The organism is Aquimarina sp. Aq107, assembly GCF_943733665.1.
In the GTDB taxonomy this organism is placed as follows: domain Bacteria; phylum Bacteroidota; class Bacteroidia; order Flavobacteriales; family Flavobacteriaceae; genus Aquimarina.
In genome coordinates this window covers 5,052,384-5,074,263 of the sequence record NZ_OX030782.1, presented here as the reverse complement: position 1 = coordinate 5,074,263, position 21,880 = coordinate 5,052,384, and the positions used below count along the sequence as shown (strand labels likewise).

At 31.7% G+C, this 21,880-nt stretch carries 17 protein-coding genes and 1 tRNA gene; 9 read left to right on the top strand and 9 right to left on the bottom strand.

What is annotated here, in order from left to right:
• Positions 1-188: 188 nt before the first annotated feature.
• Positions 189-1,985 (bottom strand): translation elongation factor 4, encoded by a 1,797-nt coding sequence (gene lepA / locus NMK29_RS21945; protein WP_108804767.1) that lies wholly within the window; start codon positions 1,983-1,985, stop codon positions 189-191.
• A gap of 262 nt (positions 1,986-2,247) precedes the next feature.
• Between lepA and NMK29_RS21940 the strand changes: the two genes are divergently transcribed.
• The 3 genes from NMK29_RS21940 to dusB all read left to right on the top strand — a co-directional run bounded on the left by NMK29_RS21940 (position 2,248) and on the right by dusB (position 5,299).
• On the top strand, positions 2,248-3,474 hold the full coding sequence (locus tag NMK29_RS21940; RefSeq protein WP_108804766.1) for an AAA family ATPase: 1,227 nt from the start codon (positions 2,248-2,250) through the stop codon (positions 3,472-3,474).
• Positions 3,471-4,235 (top strand): HNH endonuclease, encoded by a 765-nt coding sequence (locus NMK29_RS21935; RefSeq protein WP_108804765.1) that lies wholly within the window; start codon positions 3,471-3,473, stop codon positions 4,233-4,235. The genes NMK29_RS21940 and NMK29_RS21935 overlap by 4 nt, the downstream gene beginning before the upstream one ends.
• 71 nt (positions 4,236-4,306) lie before the next feature.
• Complete coding sequence (gene dusB, locus NMK29_RS21930; RefSeq protein WP_108805461.1) at positions 4,307-5,299, top strand: tRNA dihydrouridine synthase DusB; 993 nt, start codon at positions 4,307-4,309, stop codon at positions 5,297-5,299.
• 13 nt (positions 5,300-5,312) lie between these two features.
• Here dusB and NMK29_RS21925 read toward each other — a convergent pair whose 3' ends face one another.
• Positions 5,313-6,518, bottom strand: coding sequence for an ABC transporter permease (locus NMK29_RS21925; protein ID WP_108804764.1), 1,206 nt, complete (start codon positions 6,516-6,518; stop codon positions 5,313-5,315).
• Between the two features lie 89 nt (positions 6,519-6,607).
• Complete coding sequence (gene rbfA / locus NMK29_RS21920) at positions 6,608-7,000, bottom strand: 30S ribosome-binding factor RbfA (RefSeq protein ID WP_108804763.1); 393 nt, start codon at positions 6,998-7,000, stop codon at positions 6,608-6,610.
• A gap of 115 nt (positions 7,001-7,115) precedes the next feature.
• On the opposite strand from rbfA, the gene mce reads away from it, so the two are divergent.
• Both mce and NMK29_RS21910 read left to right on the top strand, forming a co-directional pair.
• On the top strand, positions 7,116-7,517 hold the full coding sequence (gene mce, locus NMK29_RS21915; protein WP_199726761.1) for a methylmalonyl-CoA epimerase: 402 nt from the start codon (positions 7,116-7,118) through the stop codon (positions 7,515-7,517).
• A 56-nt stretch (positions 7,518-7,573) separates the two neighbouring features.
• Positions 7,574-7,647: transfer RNA gene (locus NMK29_RS21910), tRNA-Ile, on the top strand.
• 45 nt (positions 7,648-7,692) lie between these two features.
• Here NMK29_RS21910 and NMK29_RS21905 read toward each other — a convergent pair.
• Positions 7,693-8,409, bottom strand: coding sequence for a LytTR family DNA-binding domain-containing protein (locus NMK29_RS21905; protein WP_108804761.1), 717 nt, complete (start codon positions 8,407-8,409; stop codon positions 7,693-7,695).
• A gap of 3 nt (positions 8,410-8,412) precedes the next feature.
• Positions 8,413-9,486 (bottom strand): sensor histidine kinase, encoded by a 1,074-nt coding sequence (locus tag NMK29_RS21900; RefSeq protein WP_108804760.1) that lies wholly within the window; start codon positions 9,484-9,486, stop codon positions 8,413-8,415.
• 212 nt (positions 9,487-9,698) lie between these two features.
• Between NMK29_RS21900 and NMK29_RS21895 the strand changes: the two genes are divergently transcribed.
• A complete protein-coding gene (locus NMK29_RS21895; RefSeq protein ID WP_159092313.1) occupies positions 9,699-10,664 on the top strand; it encodes an ankyrin repeat domain-containing protein in 966 nt (321 codons plus the stop codon).
• Positions 10,665-10,683: 19 nt separating this feature from the next.
• Complete coding sequence (locus tag NMK29_RS21890; protein ID WP_108804758.1) at positions 10,684-12,090, top strand: serine hydrolase; 1,407 nt, start codon at positions 10,684-10,686, stop codon at positions 12,088-12,090.
• A gap of 81 nt (positions 12,091-12,171) precedes the next feature.
• On the opposite strand, the gene NMK29_RS21885 is transcribed toward NMK29_RS21890, so the two are convergent.
• Positions 12,172-15,186, bottom strand: coding sequence for a carboxypeptidase-like regulatory domain-containing protein (locus NMK29_RS21885; protein ID WP_108804757.1), 3,015 nt, complete (start codon positions 15,184-15,186; stop codon positions 12,172-12,174).
• A gap of 416 nt (positions 15,187-15,602) precedes the next feature.
• Positions 15,603-18,587, bottom strand: coding sequence for a carboxypeptidase-like regulatory domain-containing protein (locus tag NMK29_RS21880; RefSeq protein ID WP_159092312.1), 2,985 nt, complete (start codon positions 18,585-18,587; stop codon positions 15,603-15,605).
• Positions 18,588-18,971: 384 nt separating this feature from the next.
• Between NMK29_RS21880 and NMK29_RS21875 the strand changes: the two genes are divergently transcribed.
• Positions 18,972-19,145, top strand: coding sequence for a hypothetical protein (locus tag NMK29_RS21875; RefSeq protein WP_155839739.1), 174 nt, complete (start codon positions 18,972-18,974; stop codon positions 19,143-19,145).
• A gap of 82 nt (positions 19,146-19,227) precedes the next feature.
• Here the strand turns inward: NMK29_RS21875 and NMK29_RS21870 are convergent, their stop codons facing one another.
• Both NMK29_RS21870 and NMK29_RS21865 read right to left on the bottom strand, forming a co-directional pair.
• Positions 19,228-19,962 carry a hypothetical protein gene (locus NMK29_RS21870; RefSeq protein WP_108804754.1) on the bottom strand — a complete coding sequence of 245 codons (735 nt, stop codon included), beginning with the start codon at positions 19,960-19,962 and terminating at the stop codon, positions 19,228-19,230.
• A gap of 15 nt (positions 19,963-19,977) precedes the next feature.
• The gene (locus tag NMK29_RS21865) at positions 19,978-20,565 is read right to left on the bottom strand and encodes a riboflavin synthase (RefSeq protein ID WP_108804753.1); all 588 of its coding nucleotides are present in this window, start codon (positions 20,563-20,565) and stop codon (positions 19,978-19,980) included.
• Positions 20,566-20,650: 85 nt separating this feature from the next.
• Here NMK29_RS21865 and pdxA point away from each other — a divergent pair, with 85 nt between their 5' ends.
• Positions 20,651-21,721 (top strand): 4-hydroxythreonine-4-phosphate dehydrogenase PdxA, encoded by a 1,071-nt coding sequence (pdxA, locus tag NMK29_RS21860; protein ID WP_108804752.1) that lies wholly within the window; start codon positions 20,651-20,653, stop codon positions 21,719-21,721.
• Positions 21,722-21,880 lie beyond the last annotated feature (159 nt).

Here is a 21,880-nt window from a genome sequence, read left to right as displayed (position 1 = left end):
TAGCTATTTATATTATCGTTATTTAATTAATTCCAGATACAAATTTGAATTTTTAAACTATGTATCTGAGCACAAATATAAAAAAAAAAAAGGTTAAAAATTGCTTTTTGTCTTAAAAAAATGCATTTCAACCTTTTTTAAACGTATTAATATAAGTTTTTTCTTACTGTACGTAATTTTTAAAACAATTAATCATTTAGTTTTAATACAGCCATAAATGCTTCCTGAGGAATTTCTACATTACCTACCTGACGCATACGCTTTTTACCTTTTTTCTGTTTTTCCAATAATTTACGCTTACGAGAGATATCACCTCCATAACACTTAGCAGTAACATCTTTACGCAATGCTTTTACTGTTTCACGGGCAATAAACTTTGCACCAATGGCAGCTTGAATTGGAATATCAAATTGTTGACGAGGAATTAACTCCTTTAGTTTTTCACAGATTTTTTTACCAATACCATAAGCATTATCCTTATGCAATAATGCAGATAAAGCATCTACAATGTTTCCATTAAGTAGCATATCTACTTTTACCAATTTTGATGGACGCATTCCTATAGGTGTATAATCAAAAGAAGCATATCCTTTAGAAACCGTTTTAAGTCTATCATAAAAATCGAATACAATCTCTGCTAGTGGCATATCGAATGTCAGCTCCACTCGTTCTGTAGTTAAATATGTCTGATTGGTAATTTCACCACGTTTTTCTATACATAGAGACATTACAGAACCCACAAAGTCCGACTTAGTAATAATAGTCGCTTTTATATAAGGCTCTTCTACACGATTCATAGAAGAAGGATCTGGTAAATCGGTAGGGTTATTTACGATAATAATATCATCTGGATTTTTATTAGTGAATGCATGATAAGATACGTTAGGCACCGTAGTAATCACAGTCATATTAAACTCACGTTCTAATCGCTCTTGAATGATTTCCATATGTAACATTCCTAAGAATCCACAACGAAAACCAAACCCCAATGCTGCTGAACTCTCCGGCACAAACACCAATGAAGCGTCATTAAGCTGTAATTTCTCCATAGAAGAACGTAACTCTTCATAATCCTCAGTATCTACTGGATAAATACCTGCAAATACCATTGGTTTTACATCTTCAAAACCTTCAATAGCATTCTGAGTAGGATTTTTAGCGTCCGTAATAGTATCTCCAACCTTTACCTCTCTGGCATCTTTAATACCTGTGATCAGATATCCTACATCACCTGTTTTAATACTTTTCTTTACTACTTGATTTAGTTTTAGTGTTCCTACTTCATCCGCAGAATAATCTTTTCCGGTTGCAACAAATTTAATCTGCTGACCTTTTTTGATTTCACCATTTACTACTTTAAAATAGGTTTCTACACCTCTAAAAGAATTGTAAACAGAATCAAAAATTAACGCCTGCAATGGTTCCTCAGGATTTCCTTTTGGTGCAGGAACTCTTTCTACAATTGCTGCAAGAATTTCTTCGATCCCTATACCAGTTTTTGCACTAGCAGGAATTACTTCTTCGGGATCACATCCCAATAGGTCTACAATATCATCAGTTACTTCTTCGGGATTAGCACTAGGCAAATCCACTTTATTTAAAACTGGAATAATTTCCAGATCATTTTCTAATGCTAAATATAAATTAGAAATCGTCTGAGCTTGTATACTTTGTGCTGCATCTACAATAAGTAAAGCACCTTCGCAAGCAGCAATAGAACGAGAAACTTCATAAGAAAAATCTACGTGACCAGGAGTATCAATAAGATTCAAAATATATTCTTCACCTTTATATGTATACTCCATCTGGATCGCGTGACTCTTGATCGTAATTCCACGCTCACGTTCTAGATCCATACTATCCAATAACTGCGCTTGAGCTTCACGAGCTGTAACAGATCCTGTAAAATCTAACAATCGATCTGCTAACGTACTTTTACCGTGATCAATATGCGCAATAATGCAAAAGTTTCTTATATTTTTCATGCTATCTCTTCAAATTAATTATTGGGGCGTGCCCCGCTTAAGGCGGGTCGGGCTTTCCGTTTCAATTCCTCGCACTTCCTTGGTCAGGCTGTGGGATTTCCTCTGCAATCCCTCACGCAGTTTCCACAACTATAATGACTTGCAAATATAGTCGATTTAGAAGGATTGCATTGTCCAAAATAAATAATATTTATATCCGATTTACATTTTAAAAAAATCTTATATTTAAGAAGTATAATTTCCCCCTATTATTCAGAATAAAATGAAACAAAATCATTTATATCTTGAGAAGATAGAAGAGTTAACTTATAGAAATTTCAAAAACGTTAAAGACATCTCTTTTATAAAAGAAGATGATTCCTTTTATCCTTGGACAATTTTTTTGGGTAATAATGGAACTGGAAAAACAAATTTACTAAAAATACTATCTTTTTTAGAAGTTCAAAAAAACAAAAGAGCATATTGGCCTATAATTGAAGAAAGAAAATATACTCCTAAAAAAGATTTAAACGGAAGAAATACTGAAGCAATTCTATCATCTATTTTTATAGATAAAAATAATAAAAGATATTCTTGGGGTTTTGATTCCAAAAAAAATCTATTTACCGAGCAGAAAAATGATGTCTTCTATAATTTAATGATTTATTCTTATGGAGTTAATAGAAGAATATCCATCACCCATAAAGATCCATATAATCAACAAATAGATAATTCAGCTACACTTTTTGATCACAATGTCGAGTTTTTAAATCTTGAATGGTTATTAAAAACTGATTATGCTGTAAAAAATAACAGCTTTACTGCAAAACAAACACTAGAAGATATTAAGGAACTTTTTGCTAGTGGTATTTTTCCGGATATTATTGATTTAGATTGTGAAATGAGTACTGATCAAACCAAAAACTTTGTTCTTTTCAAAACTAAAGAAGGGAGTTTTAAGCTTGAAGATTTACCATATGGATATCAATCATCTATGGCCTGGATTATTGACTTTTGTAAAAAAATGTTTGACCGTTATCCAACATCAGGATACCCCTTAAGAGAACCAGCTATTGTTTTGATTGATGAAATTGATTTACACCTACATCCAGAGTGGCAAAGAAAAATTACAAAGACATTATCTAAAACTTTCCCAAAAACTCAATTTATAGCTACTACACACAGTCCTTTTGTGGTACAATCTGTCGAAGAAGCTAATGTATATATATTAAACAAAGAAACTAACACAACAACAATTGATAAAGTTCATTATACATCGTTTCAAGGATGGAGTGTTGAGGATATTCTAAGTAGGGTTATGGGGCTAGGCTCTAAAGTAAAATCAGATAAGTATCTTGAGCTTGTCAAAGATTTTGATATTGGGTTGGATAATGGTGATTATCAAAAAAGTAAGGAAGCTTTTGATCAATTAATGGAAATATTGCCAGAAAACGGTATTCAAAGGAAGAAATTTACTATGCAAATTAATCAATTTCCTGAAGCAAGATGATCAAATTAGAACTCCATCCAAAACCTGATAAATTAACCGAGCAGGAGCAAAAGCGATTAACAGATAAATATAAAAAAGATGGTTCTTCTGTATGGAACAAGGAATACATAAAAAAAGCAGTTTTTAATTTATCTAATGGAAAGTGTTGCTTTTCGGAAATTTCTTTAAATACTAATAGCACTTATTTAGAAATAGAACATTTTTACCCTAAAAATTTGTATCCAGGTAAAGTAATGGAATGGGGTAATTTATTACCTTCTTCAAAAAAATGTAATGGAACAAAAAACAACCACAATACTTTAAAAGAACCAATTGTAAATCCATTTAAGGATAACCCGAAAGATCATTTATTTCTGCGAAATGGAAGATTTTATGATAAGACTAAAATTGGAAAAACAACCATTAATATTGTTGCTCTTAATGATAGGAGGCATTTCGTGGACAATAGACTTGACCATATAATGGATATTACGGAAATAATAGATGATTTTTTTCAAGACCATATAGAAACAAATAATTTTGACAAATACACTAATGACATAAAGGTAAAACACTTGAATAAACTCAAAGGTGTTTTTACAGCTGGTAGAAGAAAAGAGCAATATGCAGCAACTGCAGCAACTGCCATTATACAAAATCTATATTATAAGAGAATTAAGGATTTTTTAGTAGAGTCTGGTTTTTGGGATGATGAGCTTCAGGAATTGGAAGAAGAATTAGATTTTTGCTATATAGGAGAAGAAGAGAAATTTAGCTTTTGATCTTAACAGAAATATTATAAAAACATTTAGATTTCTTATTATTCGTACTTTTGCCAAAAAGAAGAATTACTGTGGCTAAAATTGGAGACATAGATGTAGGAGAATTTCCGTTGCTGTTAGCACCAATGGAAGATGTAAGTGACCCACCGTTCAGAGCTTTGTGCAAAGAACAAGGCGCGGATGTGGTATACACTGAATTTATTTCTAGCGAAGGGCTGATCCGTGATGCTGCCAAAAGTGTTATGAAACTAGACATTTACGAAAAAGAACGCCCTGTAGGAATTCAAATTTTTGGTGCTAATCTTGACTCCATGCTTAAATCGATTGAAATCGTAGAGGCTTCTGGTCCAGATATTATTGACATAAACTTTGGATGCCCTGTAAAAAAAGTAGTAAGCAAAGGTGCAGGAGCAGGTATTCTAAAAGATATCGATCTAATGGTATCCTTAACCAAAGCAATGGTAGAACATACGAAGCTACCCGTTACTGTTAAAACCAGATTGGGCTGGGATCATGACTCTATCAAAATTGTAGAAGTAGCAGAACGAATACAAGATGTTGGCGCAAAAGCGATTGCAATCCACGGCAGAACACGAGCGCAGATGTATAAAGGTAATGCAGATTGGAAACCAATTGCAGCAGTAAAAAACAATCCAAGAATGCATATTCCTGTTTTTGGAAATGGAGATGTTGACAGCCCTGAAAGAGCTATGGAAATGAGAGATCAATATGGATTAGATGGCGCCATGATTGGACGTGCAAGTATTGGATATCCTTGGTTTTTTAAAGAAGTAAAACACTATTTTAAAACTGGAGAGCATCTACCTCCTCCAACGATAGAAGAAAGAGTAATTGCGGCTCGTAGACATCTGCAAATGGCAATTGATTGGAAAGGAGAAAAGCTAGGTGTTTTCGAAACTAGAAGACATTACACCAATTATTTTAAAGGAATTCCTCACTTTAAAGAATATCGCATGAAAATGGTAACTAGTGATTATTCTATCGATGTATTTAATGCATTTGATGAGATACAAGAAAAATTTAGTGGATTTGAATTTGTATAAAAAAGCTTCTTATCTAAAAATTAACTAGCTTTTGATTAATTCTACCCGATGCTAATAAAGATGCAATAACTCCAATGATTGTTATTGTAAAAAATACCAGCAGAAAACTAACTAATGTAATTTTAGTTGGATACGGCAATGTAGGTGTAATCATTAACAAACCAAACTGTTGCTGACATGTAATTATTATAAACCCTAAAAGCAATCCTAATAAAGTTCCTAAGATTGTCATTAAAGATCCTTGAAACAAAAATATTTTTCTAATATTTTGTAATGATGCTCCAACACTATGCAATGTTTTAATATTTTTCCTTTTATCAATAATCATCATAATAATAGCTCCCGCAACATTAAACAAAGCTATAATTGCTATTAAGGTAATCACTAGATATGCTGCAAGGTTCTCAGTGTTTAGCATTTTGTACAAAGTATCATTAAGCTGTACTCTATCCTTTACAATAACTTGATTATCAAAAATCTTTAAAATATCATTTTTTACAGATTCTGGATCTGACTCAGGTGTTAATTTAAGCTCTACATTAGTAACTCTGTCCTTTGGCAAAGCTAATAACTCTCTTGCCAAACCAATAGTACTAAAAACATACTTTTTATCTAAATCTTCATTTACTGAATACATCCCAATATTTACTCCACTTTTTTTCCTAAAAGCTTTGGATGGATCCTTAGGGATTCCTTTACCAGGTTTTGGCACATATATATTTAAGAAATTAGTGTACACCTGTTCAACACCCATTCCTAACTCTCTACTAATCCCAACACCAGCAACTACCTGCGCGTTATTTCCGGTTAACCACTCTCCGTGAATAACAATACTATCGGTTTGAATTACATTCTTATAATTAGTATCAACACCTTTAATAATGCCAGTTTTTTGCTTGTCTTTAAATTTAAGAAATACTCGCTCTTCAACTATTTCAGAAAAATTTACTACACTTTTTAAATCTGTTAGTTTTTCCTTTTGAGCATCTGCAAAAACAAATGTCTTCCCATTTGCTGGAAAAATCTTAAGATCCGGATCAAAATAAGATGAAAATTGAAGACTAAAATCTTTCAACCCCGCAAACCCACATAACACTAAAAATAAGGACATGGCTCCTATTACAACTCCAGCTGCTGCAATACCAGTTATAATATTAATGGCATTACTGCTACCCGGAGAAAATAAATAACGCTTAGCGATGTAATAAGAAAATTTCAAATTGTTAAATCCTAAGTTTAGATGAATTTAATTTTAATTAAAGATAATAGAATAATAGTGTACTTTTATTTTGTAATAACGATAAAGTTTTACTTCTTCTTGCGGCGTGGCAATAAATCTGGATTCTCTAATGGGTTTTCTTTTCCTTTTATTGCTTTATCGATATTATCAATATACTCTAAAGAATCATCTATATAATAAGATAATTCTGGCATACGACGAAGTTGATTCTTTGTTCGCTGCGCTACTTGATGTTTTATTTGTGATTTTACCGCATTCACTTCCTCTAAGACTTTCTCTCCTTCGTTATGCGGAAAAACACTCATGTATACTTTAGCGATCGATAAATCAGTCGTAACACTTACTTTAGTAACAGAAACTAAAATCCCCTGTACTCCTGCTTCACGTAATGCATGTTGTATTACATCAGCAACATCGCGCTGTAATACTCCACCTATTTTTTTCTGTCTATTTGTTTCCATGACTGCAAAAATAGCTAAATATGTGATGTATTGATTTTCTTTTGGTATAAAATCCTTTGCTTATACCTATTTTGTACTTTTACTTCCAAAGTTATAACAACATCTCATGAATCATATTAATAAAATAGAACACATCGGAATTGCTGTAAAGGATATTGATAAATCCAACAGTCTATATGAACAATTATTGGGCGTTGCTCCTTATAAACAGGAAATAGTAGAAAGTGAATCTGTTATTACTTCTTTTTTTAAAGTAGGTGAAAATAAAATTGAGCTCGTAGCAAGTACTAAAGAAGATGGACCTATTGGAAAATTTATTTCTAAAAAAGGAGAAGGTATACATCATATTGCTTTTGATGTAGATGATATCGAAAAAGAATTAGAAAGATTAGAAAAAGAAGGGTTTCAGCTAATTAACAAAACTCCTAAAAAAGGAGCTGATAATAAGCTGGTTGCCTTTATACATCCAAAAACTACGAATGGTGTTTTGGTAGAGCTTTGCCAAGAGATAAATTAAATTAAAAAAATGTTTGGCGTGTTTGATGCAATTACTTAAATTTGCCCTCCGTTTTAGGTCCCATAGCTCAGCTGGTTAGAGCACCTGACTCATAATCAGGGGGTCCTTGGTTCGAGCCCAAGTGGGACCACCGAAAAGCCTTAGTGAAAACTAGGGCTTTTTTTGTTTTATAGAGTTATTGGTCACTAGAAAGAAAACTCATAACATATTCCTTATAACTTGCTCCAATAGGAATTTCTTTATCACCGATCTCTACATCAACCTTAGTAAAAGCTGTTACTTTTATAATATTAACGATAAATGAACGATGTATTCTTAAAAAATTATCAGGCAATTTAAGTTTAAAATTAGTAATCGAATCCTTTGTCATAATAGAGGCATCTTTCAAATGGATTCTTACGTAATCTTTAATACTTTCAATATAAAGTATTTCTTCAAAATTAATTTTAATAAACTTCTTATTAGAATTCACGTATAGATGATCATTAGTAATTGCAGATTCCTTAATTTCTTCTCTTATAACTACAGTATTAACTAATGCTTTGTATTTGTTGATAGCTTTAAAAAAACGCATAAATGAAATTGGCTTCAATAAATAATCTACTACATCCAGCAGTTCATAACTTTCAATAGCATAGTTACGATATGCCGTTGTGAAAATAATTTTCGGTGGGTTCTTAAGTGATTTAACAAAATCTAAACCAGACAATAAAGGCATTTCAATATCCAAAAAAACAAGATCAATTGTTGAACCTTTAAGCTTATCAAAAGCTTCAATAGGATCCGTATAACTTGCTACAAGTTCTGCATCCGGAATTTGCTTTAAATGAGCTTGTATTACTTCGAGCGCTAGAGGTTCATCATCAATAGCTATACATCTTATTTTTTTCATGGTCTAACTCAAATCTATCAATAATTCTACAAAATAACTATCCTGTTTCTCATCTATTTCTAATGTATACTTGTTAGGATAATTAATTTCTAATTGGCGTTTAAGGTTACTAGTTCCAATTCCTGATTTTGTATTCGTTACTTGTTTTACTGAATCATTAAGTTTTGTGTTAAATACTTTAAACTTTATACTATTACCAGAAACTAATAAATCAATATGTATTTTGGCGTTCTTAGGATCGCTGCTCACTCCATGCTTGAATGCATTTTCTATAAGCGGTAATAGAACCAAGGGTGCTATTTGAGTATTCAGATCATCTACTCTCTTTTCAAACGAAACATCCAGTGCATTACCATATCGTAGGGATTCTAGATCTATAAAACCTTGTATTAGTTCAATTTCTTTTTCAATCGAGATACTTGCCTGATCACTTTGATATAAAATAAAATCAAGTAATTCTGATAGTTTCAAAACTACTTTTGGTGCTAAATCTGATTTTGCCAATGTAAGCGCATATAAATTATTAAGTGTATTAAATAAAAAATGTGGTTGAATTTGCGCCTTTAAGAATTTCAATTCACTCGTAGCTTTTTCTTTCTGCAATATTTCTATTTGATGTTTCTCTTCGAATCGAGTTTTAATAGCTTTAACAGCTAACATGATAAGCGCATATGTATACACTGCAGGACAGTATACAGAAAATATATAGATAAAATCTAGCAAGATTTCTTTAATAGTTTCTTGTTCAAAATTTTCTCTAAAAAAGGGTTCTACAATATGAACTACATTAAACCTTGCAAAAGCAGATAGAAAATATATACTTAAAAAAATGGATACAAAAAATAAAAAGTATCGCTTTTTTAAAAGAAGTTTAGGTAACTGATAATAATTAAGAAAATAAGCTGCGGCAATTTGCGAGGGTAACATTGCCAAATTGCTTAGCGCATTAGGTTTAAAAGTTCCTGAATCCAAAACTCCTAATATTGTAAATATCACTAGAAAAGAACACCAAAACAGTATATGCGAAAGAACTCTATTCTGTAGAACATTATCCAAAAATGAATTATTGTTTTTCATACACCATAAAAATACATATTAATGATGCGTAATAGAGCACAAAACTCCTAACACTGAATAACTCCGTATAGAAAGCTGTTTCCAACTGATCAATATAACACCCCTTCTTAATCAAGTTTCTATTTGCAGAAAACATCAGTTCGTCTATTTAATATTTTATGTGGCCTTTTAACCAATACTTTTGGTTTATAATCAAAATAAAACTAATACTTATGAAAACCTTAATTACATTTTTGATCATCTTATTTATTAGCAGTATATCTGCAAAATCTCAAACTTGCGAAGATCTCCTAAAAGCAGTTAAAAGTAATGATAAAAACAAAGTCGAACAGCTTTTAAAAACTGTTAATCCCAATTGTACATATAAAGGATTAATACAACCAAGAACTCCATTAGGAATGGCGTCTTTAAACGGGAATCTACCTATCGCGAAACTGCTTTTTAGCGCAGGAGCTAAAACCTCTTATAGATATAAAAATGATGCAAGTGCACTTATGATTGCTGCGCAAAACAGTCATTTTGAATTCTCAAAATACTTGATCACAAAAGGAGCCGACGTAAACCAAAAAATTAGTGGTGATGGGACTCCATTAATGTCCGCCGTAAAAGGAAATAATAGCGAAATTGTAAAACTGTTTTTAAAAGAAGGTGCTAACCCCAATAGCGAAGTAGAAGGAGATGGCAATCCAATTCAATTAGCAGGAGCTTCAGGAAATATTGAAATCTTAAAACTACTGCTTTCATCTAATGGAGATATTGATAAAGAAACTATTGGTGATGGTACTGCTTTGATACAAGCATCAGTCAAAGGAAATCTTGCGATGGTAAAAGCTTTGGTATCTCTTGGTGCCGACGTGAATAAAAAAAGTGATCGCGATGGAAATCCATTAATCGTAGCATCTAAAAGAGGCCATTTAGAAATCGTTAAGTTCTTGGTAAACAAAGGTGCCGATGTAAATGCTTTTGTTTCTGGAGATGAAACACCTCTTATCGGAGCCGCGTGGAATGGACATTTAGAAACAGTAAAATTCCTAGTTGATAAAGGTGCTGATATAAATAAATCTGTACGAGACAGTTACTCTATACTATCCGAAAAAAGAAGTGCTTTAAAAATGGCTAAGAGAGGAAATCATCAAGAGGTTATTAGTTATTTAGTAGACAAAGGAGCGGTAAGATAAATTCATAATTTACATACTAATGAAAACAATATATATCTACTTTTTACTATTATTATTTTCAACTTTTGTTGTACGGGCTCAAAACAACAGCAGTAAACTTTCAAATTCGGTAAATTCTAAAATTGAAACTTTAGCAAAAGCCTTTTTAGCACAAACCCATACTGCAGGAATGTCAATTGCCATTAGTAAAAATGGAGACCTGATATATGCAGATGGATTTGGCTACGCAAATATTGAAGAGGGTATTAAAATGGAACCAACTATACGAGTACGTACAGCATCTGTAGCCAAAGTCATAACGGCCACTGCATTGGGCCGTTTGGCATCAGAAGGGAAATTAGATTTTGATGCTCCAATAAAAACATATATCCCCTACATAAAAGAACCTTATAAAAACTTGACTACACGTCAACTAGCAGGGCACACTTCTGGATTAGAGCACCGTCCAAAAGGAAATCGGTATAAAAAAAAACAATATACTTCTATTAGAGAAACGGTAAAATTAATGAAGGCTCCGCTTCTTTTTCCACCTGATACGGATTATAAATATTCCACGCACGCTTATAATTTATTAGCAGCAGTTATTGAAGGTGCATCAGGAAAAAGCTACTTGGAGTATATGCAAAAATACATATTCGATCCTTTAAAAATGGTTAACACCAAAGCTGAAAATATAAATATGCTATCTAAAAAAGATGCACAATTATATTATATAAAAAAGAACCAATTACGCGAAGAGAGAATTACTAACGGAAGTTATAAAATTCCTGGAGCTAGCTTTAGAAGCACCTCCATAGACTTAGTAAAAATGATGAATGCATACAGCACTGATTTCATTTCAGAAGCTGTTGTTGAAGAAATGTTTAAAAGTCATCAATTACTAAATGGCACAAAAACCAATGTAGGAATTGCTTGGCGCACCTCAATTGATCCTTTTGGAAACAAAGTTATAGAACACGCAGGAAATTGGTTAGGTGCTAGAACTGTAGTCGCCTATTTTCCAGAAGAAAATGTAAGTATTTCCCTGATGGTAAATACCAGTTGTCAAGTTCTTATTGAAGAAACTGCTCATATTTTTGCTCAAATTATTCGAGAGAATCATAAAACGAACGCACCACTTAATCTAAAAAATCAAGACATCGAGTTAACTTTTAATTCTAATAAAGGTCCAAAAAAATTTAAAGGAGCTTTAATGTTTCAAGAAAATAAAGGACTATTGGAAACGACAAACGATCATTTTTTAAAATCCAATCCTATTTATTATCTAGGCAGTAAAGATCATTATGTACTTTCAACATCATACGGGCTTTTATATCTAAGTCTTCTAGAAAAAGAGTCCCTAAAAGGTAAATTGTACACTTATTTTAATAGACAATCAGTAAATCCAGTAGAAGAAAAGCCAATAGCTACTTTTAAAACTCTTTAAGAATTATCTCAATAACTACTAAAAAAGTCCTAGCATGCTAGGACTTTTTAAATGTATTCTAGAATCTAATATAAACTCTTATTAAATCTCAAACTTATCCAAGCTTACTTTTTCTTGTTGATTATAGAGCTTAATAAACTTTACTTCTTTACGTTCTTCTGGTAACCCATAATTATGATAAATAGTATACTTCATAAAAACTGGATTCATTTCAGAAATATTTTCATTAAGACACTTAATATTTACAGTCCATTGACCCTTAAATGTTTTATCTAAAACAAATTCTTTAGAAACGATACCTTGTTCTAATTCTTTTAAAAGTTCTTTTGGTTGATCCTGATAATTGTGTGACCATTTAAAATACTTATTATTTGGATTCACAAATTGAAGCTCGAAAGATGCTTTTGGATCATTCCAATCAAAAACAATTCTTGCAGGAACGCTATGTACCTTCAGATAATCTTTCGGAATATCTTCATATACGATTTCCGACCTATGGTTGTTCAGAAAGTTACGGAATTGTGATATCAATTGTTTAGACACACCATCAAACTCTGCACGATCATGTTTATTAGCTAACATTTCTTCGTACATATCAAGAGCTTTTGTATATTTCTTGTTTTCCGTATACACTCGTGCTAGATCCAAATACGATTGTGCGTATCCAGGTTTAAGTATTATTAATTTTTCATAAAACCATAACGCCTTATCTATTTGCTGCATTTCTTCCAATTTAAATGCTAAAGATCGTATTGCTTTATAATTATCGTTTCCTACTTCGGCAAGATTAGATAAAACTTCTTCGGAAAACTTTTTATCCCACCTCATAAAATATTCTGATGTATAGATATAAAAAGGAACTTTAAAAGCATATTCTTCTTTTAGTTTATAATAAGACGCTAATGCTTCCTCATAAGAAGTACTATTCCATAATTCACTTAAATATTCAGGTCTATTATGACTAATATCTAGTAACAGTACTGACTCATTATAGTCGTTTCCTTTTACTAATAAAGTATCCTGTTGTTTTTTATAAAAATCTAATGAGCCTACTTTAGTTTCAATTATGATAACACCTCCAGCACCATCAGTTCCATATATAATTGATCCCTGTAAACCTGCTATTAATGATATACTTTTAATCTGAAATGGCTGTATAAAATTTGGTGGTTGACGAAATGGAATGCCATCAACTATAAAAAGAGGGTCAACTCCAGGAATAAACTGTGCACCTGGACCCAAAGAAGGCCTTGCTCCACGATTTTGGCCTAAAGAATTTGGACCTCTTACGGTATATCTTGCCAAATCTCCTGTTCCATTTACGGATACTCCAGGAAACCTACCTCTGATAAGATCCGAAAGAAAAATTGCTGATTCAGGGAACTCATCATTAGTTAAAGTTTTAGTTGCATTAATTAATCTTTTCCTTTTCTTAGTAACCTTATTTTTATCTGATTTGGATGAAATATCAACCTGATCAAGTTTATCGTATCTGGCTGTTAGCTCTACTATTGATTTCTTCGTATCCTCTACAGACATCTCTCTTGTCTTCATTCCGAAATGTTCAAAAACTAAAACATCATCTTGTTCTGCATCAATACTAAATTCGCCGTTCGCATTGGTTTCTGTTTCTACAAAGCTCCCTTTTACACGAACTGTACATCCCTGAACTGGGTTTTCATTCTCAAAAACTTTACTCGAAATAAGCTCTACTGTATTCCATTTCTCATCATAGACAAACGTATCTTTTGTATGAAACTGCAAATGTCTAAGAGCATCAGAGATACTATTTTTTGATAAATGAATATAAAAACCATTACTATACCTACCTGTTCGCTGTAATGTGATATGATCTCCTTCTTGTTTACTATTTACGAAAAAAATTGGTGTAGTATAGTTAAATTCATGCTCCCCATATGTTGCTAATCCATCTGTAAAAACAAAATACATATCGGTAGATTTCTCATTTAAAAAGAGTTCTGAAAAATTGCTTGCACCATTATATGATAAACTTTCTATAGCTGATAAAATCTTCTCACTCCTTCCTTCTATTATCTTAAATGTTTGCTTTTTTTGTAAATGATTTGAAAAAGGAATAAGGTCTACCTTTATATTACCAACCGATGATAAATATTCTTGTAACAAGGTTTTCTCTTCATCCAAATTTCTATTTTGCATAGAAAGTGAAGTGTCCCAATAAATAGTAATATGATCCGGTTGCTGTCTTTTCATACCAACATTTTCCGATATAAGATCTACAGTTTCTATTGAAAAAGCCTCTCCGGATTCGTAAACCTGTCTCCATTTACTTTGGTTAATAGCTCTAGAATATACTTTGCCATAATCACTACTTCCTATTTGAAAATCAACTACATCTCCATATACTTCAACCAATTCCAATGCCATAGCAAAATCATTTTGTAACGTAATATTGTATGGAGATAAATCAATTATTTCTTCACCTTCTTTGGCAGAAATAGTGTGATAAATATTCTTGTTCAGTACATTCTTGTTTGGTTTTCCTAATCTTTCATTGTAAATATTAACTCTTACCAAAATACTATCCGATGCGTTTTTTAAAATATTAAACCTTACTTTATCAATTTGCACATTTTTTTGACCTAACTTAATCAAAGAAGCTATTTCGCTCCCTAGTGGTTGATTATTATTCCATGATAATTTATGGTTAAATTGATCTGTATTACACCCTATGGTGTTGATTTGATATTTCCCCGAAAGCTTTTTTTCTTTCCCCTCTAAAGACTTCGGATTTGGTTTTAGGGATATTTTATTGTTTTTAGTAAGCAAATTATAAAACTCACCTGCAGATAATGTTAATGTTTGATATCCTATCTTAGAAAACTTAATAATCCCCGTCTTTTTAATACTTAATTCATCATAGAAAAGACTGAAAGAGCCATCTTTCTTGGTTACTGTTCCGACCCCTTGATCAATGAATCCTACATTTGTATAAGGTATCGGTTTATTAGAAAATTGATCTATTACATATGCATCTACTCGTATATTATATTGAGCAGAAAGGGTAATTGGTAATAAAATTAAACTGAAAAAAAATAGTAATTTGTGTAAATTCATATAATATCATTTTAGAAATTATTAATACGGATTCTACAAAACCTCTTCTTCAAATTGACATGCTAGGAATACAGTTTTTGCCTATAGGTTTTGCCCCCAAATTTGTCCATACAAGAACTATTAAACACTATCAATTATAATACCAAAATTGAAGGAAAAAACTTCCATTTTGATTTTTTTTACGGTGAAGGAATAATTAAAAAATCTTTGGCTAATACCATTGAGGTTTCTACTAATATGGTAGTACAAAAGTGTTGGCTACAACCCATTTTATAACCTAAAGATTTGTTGTTTTTTATACCGCTAGATTTTTAAGAAAACACGAAAAGAATATCAAGTTTAATTTCTTAAAATAAAAAAGCTCTGGTAAATACCAGAGCTTTTTTATTAATCGCTAATTTCAACAATATCATTGATTATATCTCAAACCTATCTAGGCTTACTTTTTCTTTTTGATCATATAACTTGATAAACTTCACTTCTTTGCGCTCTTCTGGTAATCCATAATTATGATAAATAGTATACTTCATTACCGCAGGATTTAAAGATGAAGTGACTTCTCCCAAATATTTGATATTTACAATCCACTTTCCCTGAAATTTTTTATCCAGTATAAACTCTTTAGAAGTAATTCCTTGTTCTAACTCTTTTAATAATTCTTCCGGTTGGTTTTCATAATAATGAGACCATTTAAAATATTTATTTTCAGGATTTACAAACTGAAGTTCGAAAGCTGCATTAGGATCATTCCAATCGAAAACAATTCGAACTGGAGAACTTTTAACTCTCAAATAAGCTTCAGGAATATCTGTGTAAGATACCTGAGCTCTATGATTATTCATAAAACTCTGTAGCTGTGAAGTTAATTGCTTCCAAACACCATCAAACTTTACATTATCATTCTTATTGGCAAGCATTTCTTTATACAGATCAAAAGCCTCTACATAATTTGCATTTTCTGTATAAATTCTAGCCAGATCCAAATATGATTGTGCATAATTAGGCTTTAGTTCTCGCAACTTCTCATAAACTAGCAAGGCTTTATCCATCTGTTTTGTTTCCTCTAGCTTAAACGCCAATGCACGCATTGCTTTGTAATTATAATTCCCTATCTCGGCTATATTAGACAAAACTTCTTTAGAAAAGTCTTCATTCCACATAGTAAAATATTCTGCTGCCTGAAGATAAAATGAAATATCAGTGAAATAAGTATCTCTTAATTCATAATAAGAAGCTAGCGCTTCGTTGTACGTTGCACTATTCCATAAATCGTTCAGATATGTTGGCTTATTCTTATTCTCATCTAACAAAAGCACTGATTCATTATAATCATTTCCTTTTACTAATAGAGAATTTGCTTCATCATCTGGACCAAAATCGGGAGAATTTAGTTTGGTTTCTATAATAAAAACACCTCCTGCTCCCAAAGCACCATACCTGACAGTACCAGACATACCACTAATTACAGAAATACTTTTAATAATAAAAGGTTGTAAAAACTCCGGAGGTCTTGTGTACTGAACACCATCTACCACAAATAAGGGTGGAATTTCTAAATTAATAGACCTTCTACCTCGTATTCGATATACTACTCGGTCTCCATCTCCAATCACCTGAACACCAGGGAATCTACCTCGAATAATATCAGATAAAAAAATTGCCGACTTTGGAAAGTCTTCTTGTTCTAAAACATAATTAGCACTTCCTAACCTTCTTTTATTTACTTTTTGATCTCCTCTATTTACAATTTCTTCTCCACCGCTTGACTTCTTAGATTGTAGATTTACTTCATCCAATCTATCATATTTAGAAACCAAATCTACTTTCACATCTTTTGCTTGCGATAGTGTTATATCTTTTTTAACCATACCAAAATGCTCAAAAACTAAAACATCTCCACTTTTGGCATCGATTAAAAACTTTCCGTCGGCATCGGTTTCAGCTTCTATCAGAGAGCCTCTTACCCGAACAGTACAACCTTGAACTGGACTTTGATCAGAGAAAACTTCTCCAGAAACAAAGTCTTCCGTGCTTTGTTTATTGTATACAGAAACATCAATACTATCTTTTAATAGATATGTAAGAACCTGAGTTGTGCTCATTTTAGGAAGATGTAGATAATAGCCTTCACTATATTGACTTGCTTCCTGAAGCGTAATATGATTTCCCTTATCTTTACTGTTTATGTAAAAAATAGGAACTTCATATTTCGTTTGATGCCCTCCATAAGTCGCTAAACCATCAGTAAAGACCAAATGTTGATCTGTATCAAGGTTTTCGGGAAACAAATTTGAAAAATTACTCGCACCATTATAAGTAATATTTTCGACAGCCTTTATCAACTCCTTACTCTTACCTTTTCTAATATCAAAAGTTTGTTTATCATGAAGACGATTTGTAAACGGAATTAAGTCTACTCTTACCTCTTCTAAATTAGTTAAATACTTTTCTAATATTTTCTTTTCAGCTTCTAGATCTCTATTCCTCATTGATAAAGAAGCATCCCAATACACTGTTATATGCTGTGGTTTCTGTCTTTCTTTTGTTTCTTTTTGTGATTCTAAATAGGATGTTTCTACCTTAAATGCTATTCCTTTTTTATACAATCGCTTCCAAGCATCTTGACTTACATATCGCAAATAAGCTTTGCCATATTCACTGGCTGTTATTGCAAATTGTATGTCATCACCATATACTTTTATAAGTTCTAATGACATTACAAAATCATCATCCACTCTGATGTTATAGGCCGACAAATCAATGATTTCTTCTCCACCTTTCTTAGAAATTGTATGATAAATATTATTACGAAGTAAATTGTTATTTGGCTTCCCTCTTTTTTCATCGTAAACATTTACCCTCACTAACAAACTATCTGCGGTATTCTCGAGGATATTAAATTTTAACTTTTGAATTTTCGTACTTCTCTTTTTTCTAAGTTTTATAAATGAGCCTATTTCTCCACCAAGTGCCTGCTTATCCTTCCAGTAAGCCATTAGATTCGCGTTGTAAGAGTAGTACCCTAAGGAATCTTTAATACTTCTATCAGCAATAACTACTGCTTCCTCGAGAGCTTGTACATCTGGTTTTAAATAAATTTTATTGTCTTTAGTTAATAAATTATAAAATCTATTTGCCGAAAAACTCAATGTTTTATATCCAATACTAGAGATCTGTATGGTAGCTGTTTTAGGAATTCTCCCTTCGTCATATAATAACTGAAACCAACCATCTTCTCTGCTCACTGTTCCTATTCCATTATCAACGAATCCTATATTCACATATGGAATAGGCTGATTTGTTTGCTGATCAATTATATAAGCCTCTATCCTAATGTTGTATTGTGAAAAAACTAGTATAGGAAGAAACCCAAAAAAAATTAAAAATAATAATTTGCGCATATTCATATTTCTAAGATTAATAAAGCCATTTTATTTAGTAATTACATTGAAACAACAATGTTAGCCCATCGATTATCTATCTATGATAAGATCAAAGTTTTTAGAGATTTATATTTATCCAACAACTTTAATACCAAGATAAAACAAAGAAACCTTAGATTTAAAAAATTAACCAAATCCTAACTATTGTTATACCATTTCGAGCAGATTTAAGCTGAAAATCAAAGCATTAAAACAATATTGTTAATAAAACCTGATAAAATAATTTTTAAATTTGAATCACTCATATTAGATTTACAATCTAGGATCACTACATTATGGTATGTTTTTTGGGGAAAGAACAACTATAATGATATAAGGGAATACAAATCAAAACTTGTGATTATGCAGTATAAAGTAATTGATACTAAAAGCCAACATTTTGGTAAAGTATTAGATTTTAAATCGTGCGCCGATGTTAAAGATTTAGGAGGCGTAATTTTAAAAATAGATGAAGAAACTTTCTCTCTTTTTCGATTTAATGAAGTAGAAAAAATAGATACGATTCTTGCTAGTTAAGAAATATCATTTATTTATATGTCAGATTTTTAATCAGACTGGAGTAATTCCATAATTCAATAAAGGCTTATTAAATTAATTATTAATCTATCTTTTCTAAAGATATGATCAAGTCATCAATCCAGATATTTCTTGTTCCACCGCCGGTTTGATAATCGACCCAACCTAGTAGTACATTTTCTATTATCGGGAATTTCCATTGACCATTAGTATCATTTTCTACACAACCTTCTCCATTACCTACCACAGTTAGAGACTCTATTGATTCTCCATCCAACCATAACCGCATTGTATCTCTATTTCCATTAAAATACCATTGTAGCGTAAACCATTTACCCTCTGGTATTTCTATATCAGAATGCTTCCAGCAATCACTTTTTACTCCTTGTGTTTCATAATTAGCCATCAACTTTTTATTATGCTGACCACCATATCTAATTTCCGAAGAATAATCTTCACCTTTTACCTTACCTGAACTCTGGATCATTGTCCAGTGGATTCCGTTAGGAGAAGCCTCTTCAACATACATTTTTAGACTACCGTAATATGCATTATTTTTTAATGGAAAAATATGATTGACCCCTAAAAAAGCGCGGTTCTTATATCCTTCTCCAGTTACAAAATGAACAGATTTATTTCCGCTAAACGATTTGATATCATCAATAACAGCAATTCCATTACCAGTCTTTTCCCAAGGATCACTTGGTGTTTCTCCAACAGAATATGCCTCGAAACTATCTTTATAAAGAACTTCACTTGTCTCATCACAAGAAAGAAGTGACAAAAAAGCTAGTATCATTAAAATTCTTTCCTTCATTTTCTTAACTATTACCTAACCCAATTCTGTAATTCTTTTCACATATTTACCGATAACATCAAACTCCAAATTTACCACAGTACCAACATTAAAAGTATTAAAATTAGTATGTTCATATGTAAACGGGATAATAGCTACACTAAATTCATTCTTTTTAGAATTCACCACAGTTAAACTAACTCCATTAACAGTAACAGAACCTTTTTCGATCGTGATATTATTTAGCAAAGGATCATATTCAAAAGTAAAATACCAACTCCCATTTGTCTCTTTTATATTATTACAAACCGCAGTTTGATCTACATGCCCTTGAACAATATGGCCATCTAATCTAGCACCAAGTTTCATTCCTCTTTCTAGATTCACAATACTTCCTTCTGTAAGATCATTTAAATTAGTTTTTTCTAAAGTCTCTTTAATAGCAGTAACAGTATAAGTGTCATCTAAAATAGAAACAACAGTAAGACAAACTCCATTATGGGAAACACTCTGATCAATTTTTAATTCTGAAGTAAAATTCGCACGAACTGTAATATCTAAATTTTCTTGATCAATTTTTAGATTAGTAACTGTTCCCAATTCTTCGATGATTCCTGTAAACATAAATGCGAATTATTTAGTTAAATTTGTGAGCTCAAAATTTGAGATCTTTTTTTAGATTTCAAAAATACTTATAAAGTAGATTATAATGAAGAAAGAAGAAAAAATAAGATTAGGTATATCAATAGGTGATCTAAACGGCATAGGAAGTGAAGTCGCTCTAAAGACATTCGCAGATTCTAGAATGCTTGATTTCTGCACTCCTGTAATTTTTGCATCCGTTAAAATTCTTTCTTTTCTTAAAAAGAAATATAATATTAATGTTAACCTTCATGGAATTGATAAAACTTCCCAAATTATAGATGGTAAAATAAATGTCTTAAATGTCTGGAAAGAAGGAGTTGATATTAATTTTGGACAAGAAGATGAAAAAATTGGGGCGTATGCTATAAAATCACTGAAAGCCGCTACCAAATCATTAAAAAATGACGAAATAGATGTACTTGTAACCGCTCCTATCAACAAACATAGCATACAATCAGAAGATTTTAGTTTCCCTGGACATACGGATTATTTAGATAAAGAATTAGAGGGAAACAGCTTAATGTTCATGATTACGGATACATTAAAAGTTGGTTTACTTACAGATCATGTAGCGGTTAAGGACATTACTGATACGATAACTCCAAAACTTATTGAGCAAAAAGTTAATACCATTTATACTACCTTAAAACAAGATTTTGGTATTAGTAAACCAAAAATAGCAATTTTAGGAATTAATCCTCATAGTGGAGACAATGGTGTCATAGGAAAAGAAGATGAAGAAATTCTAAAACCTACGATTAAGAAAATAAATGAATCTGGCAAATTAGTATACGGACCTTATGCTGCAGATAGCTTTTTTGGTTCAAATAGTTATAAAACATTCGATGCAATTGTTGCATCTTATCACGATCAAGGTTTAATTCCTTTTAAAACATTATCTTTTGGGAAAGGTGTTAACTATACAGCTGGTTTGAACAAAGTACGAACATCACCCGATCATGGGACTGCATTTGAAATTGCAGGAAAAAATCAAGCTGATAATGGATCCTTTAAAGAGGCTGTGTTTGCGGCTTTGAAAATTTTCAAAAACAGAAATGAGTACAAAGAACTAACAAAAAACCCGTTAAAGAAACAACCTCGAAAACCCCAATATAAAGGCAACAAAGAACAATAATTAAAAAGAAAATTAATTGAGTATACCTATACTTAAGAGCTAAAACATTGTCAGAGACTAACTTTCTGATATAATTTTATTTACAAAAATGCATTCATAACGATTTTTTGTTATCTTTGCACCCGCCTTTGCCGAATTGGCAGAGACTCAAAACTGATG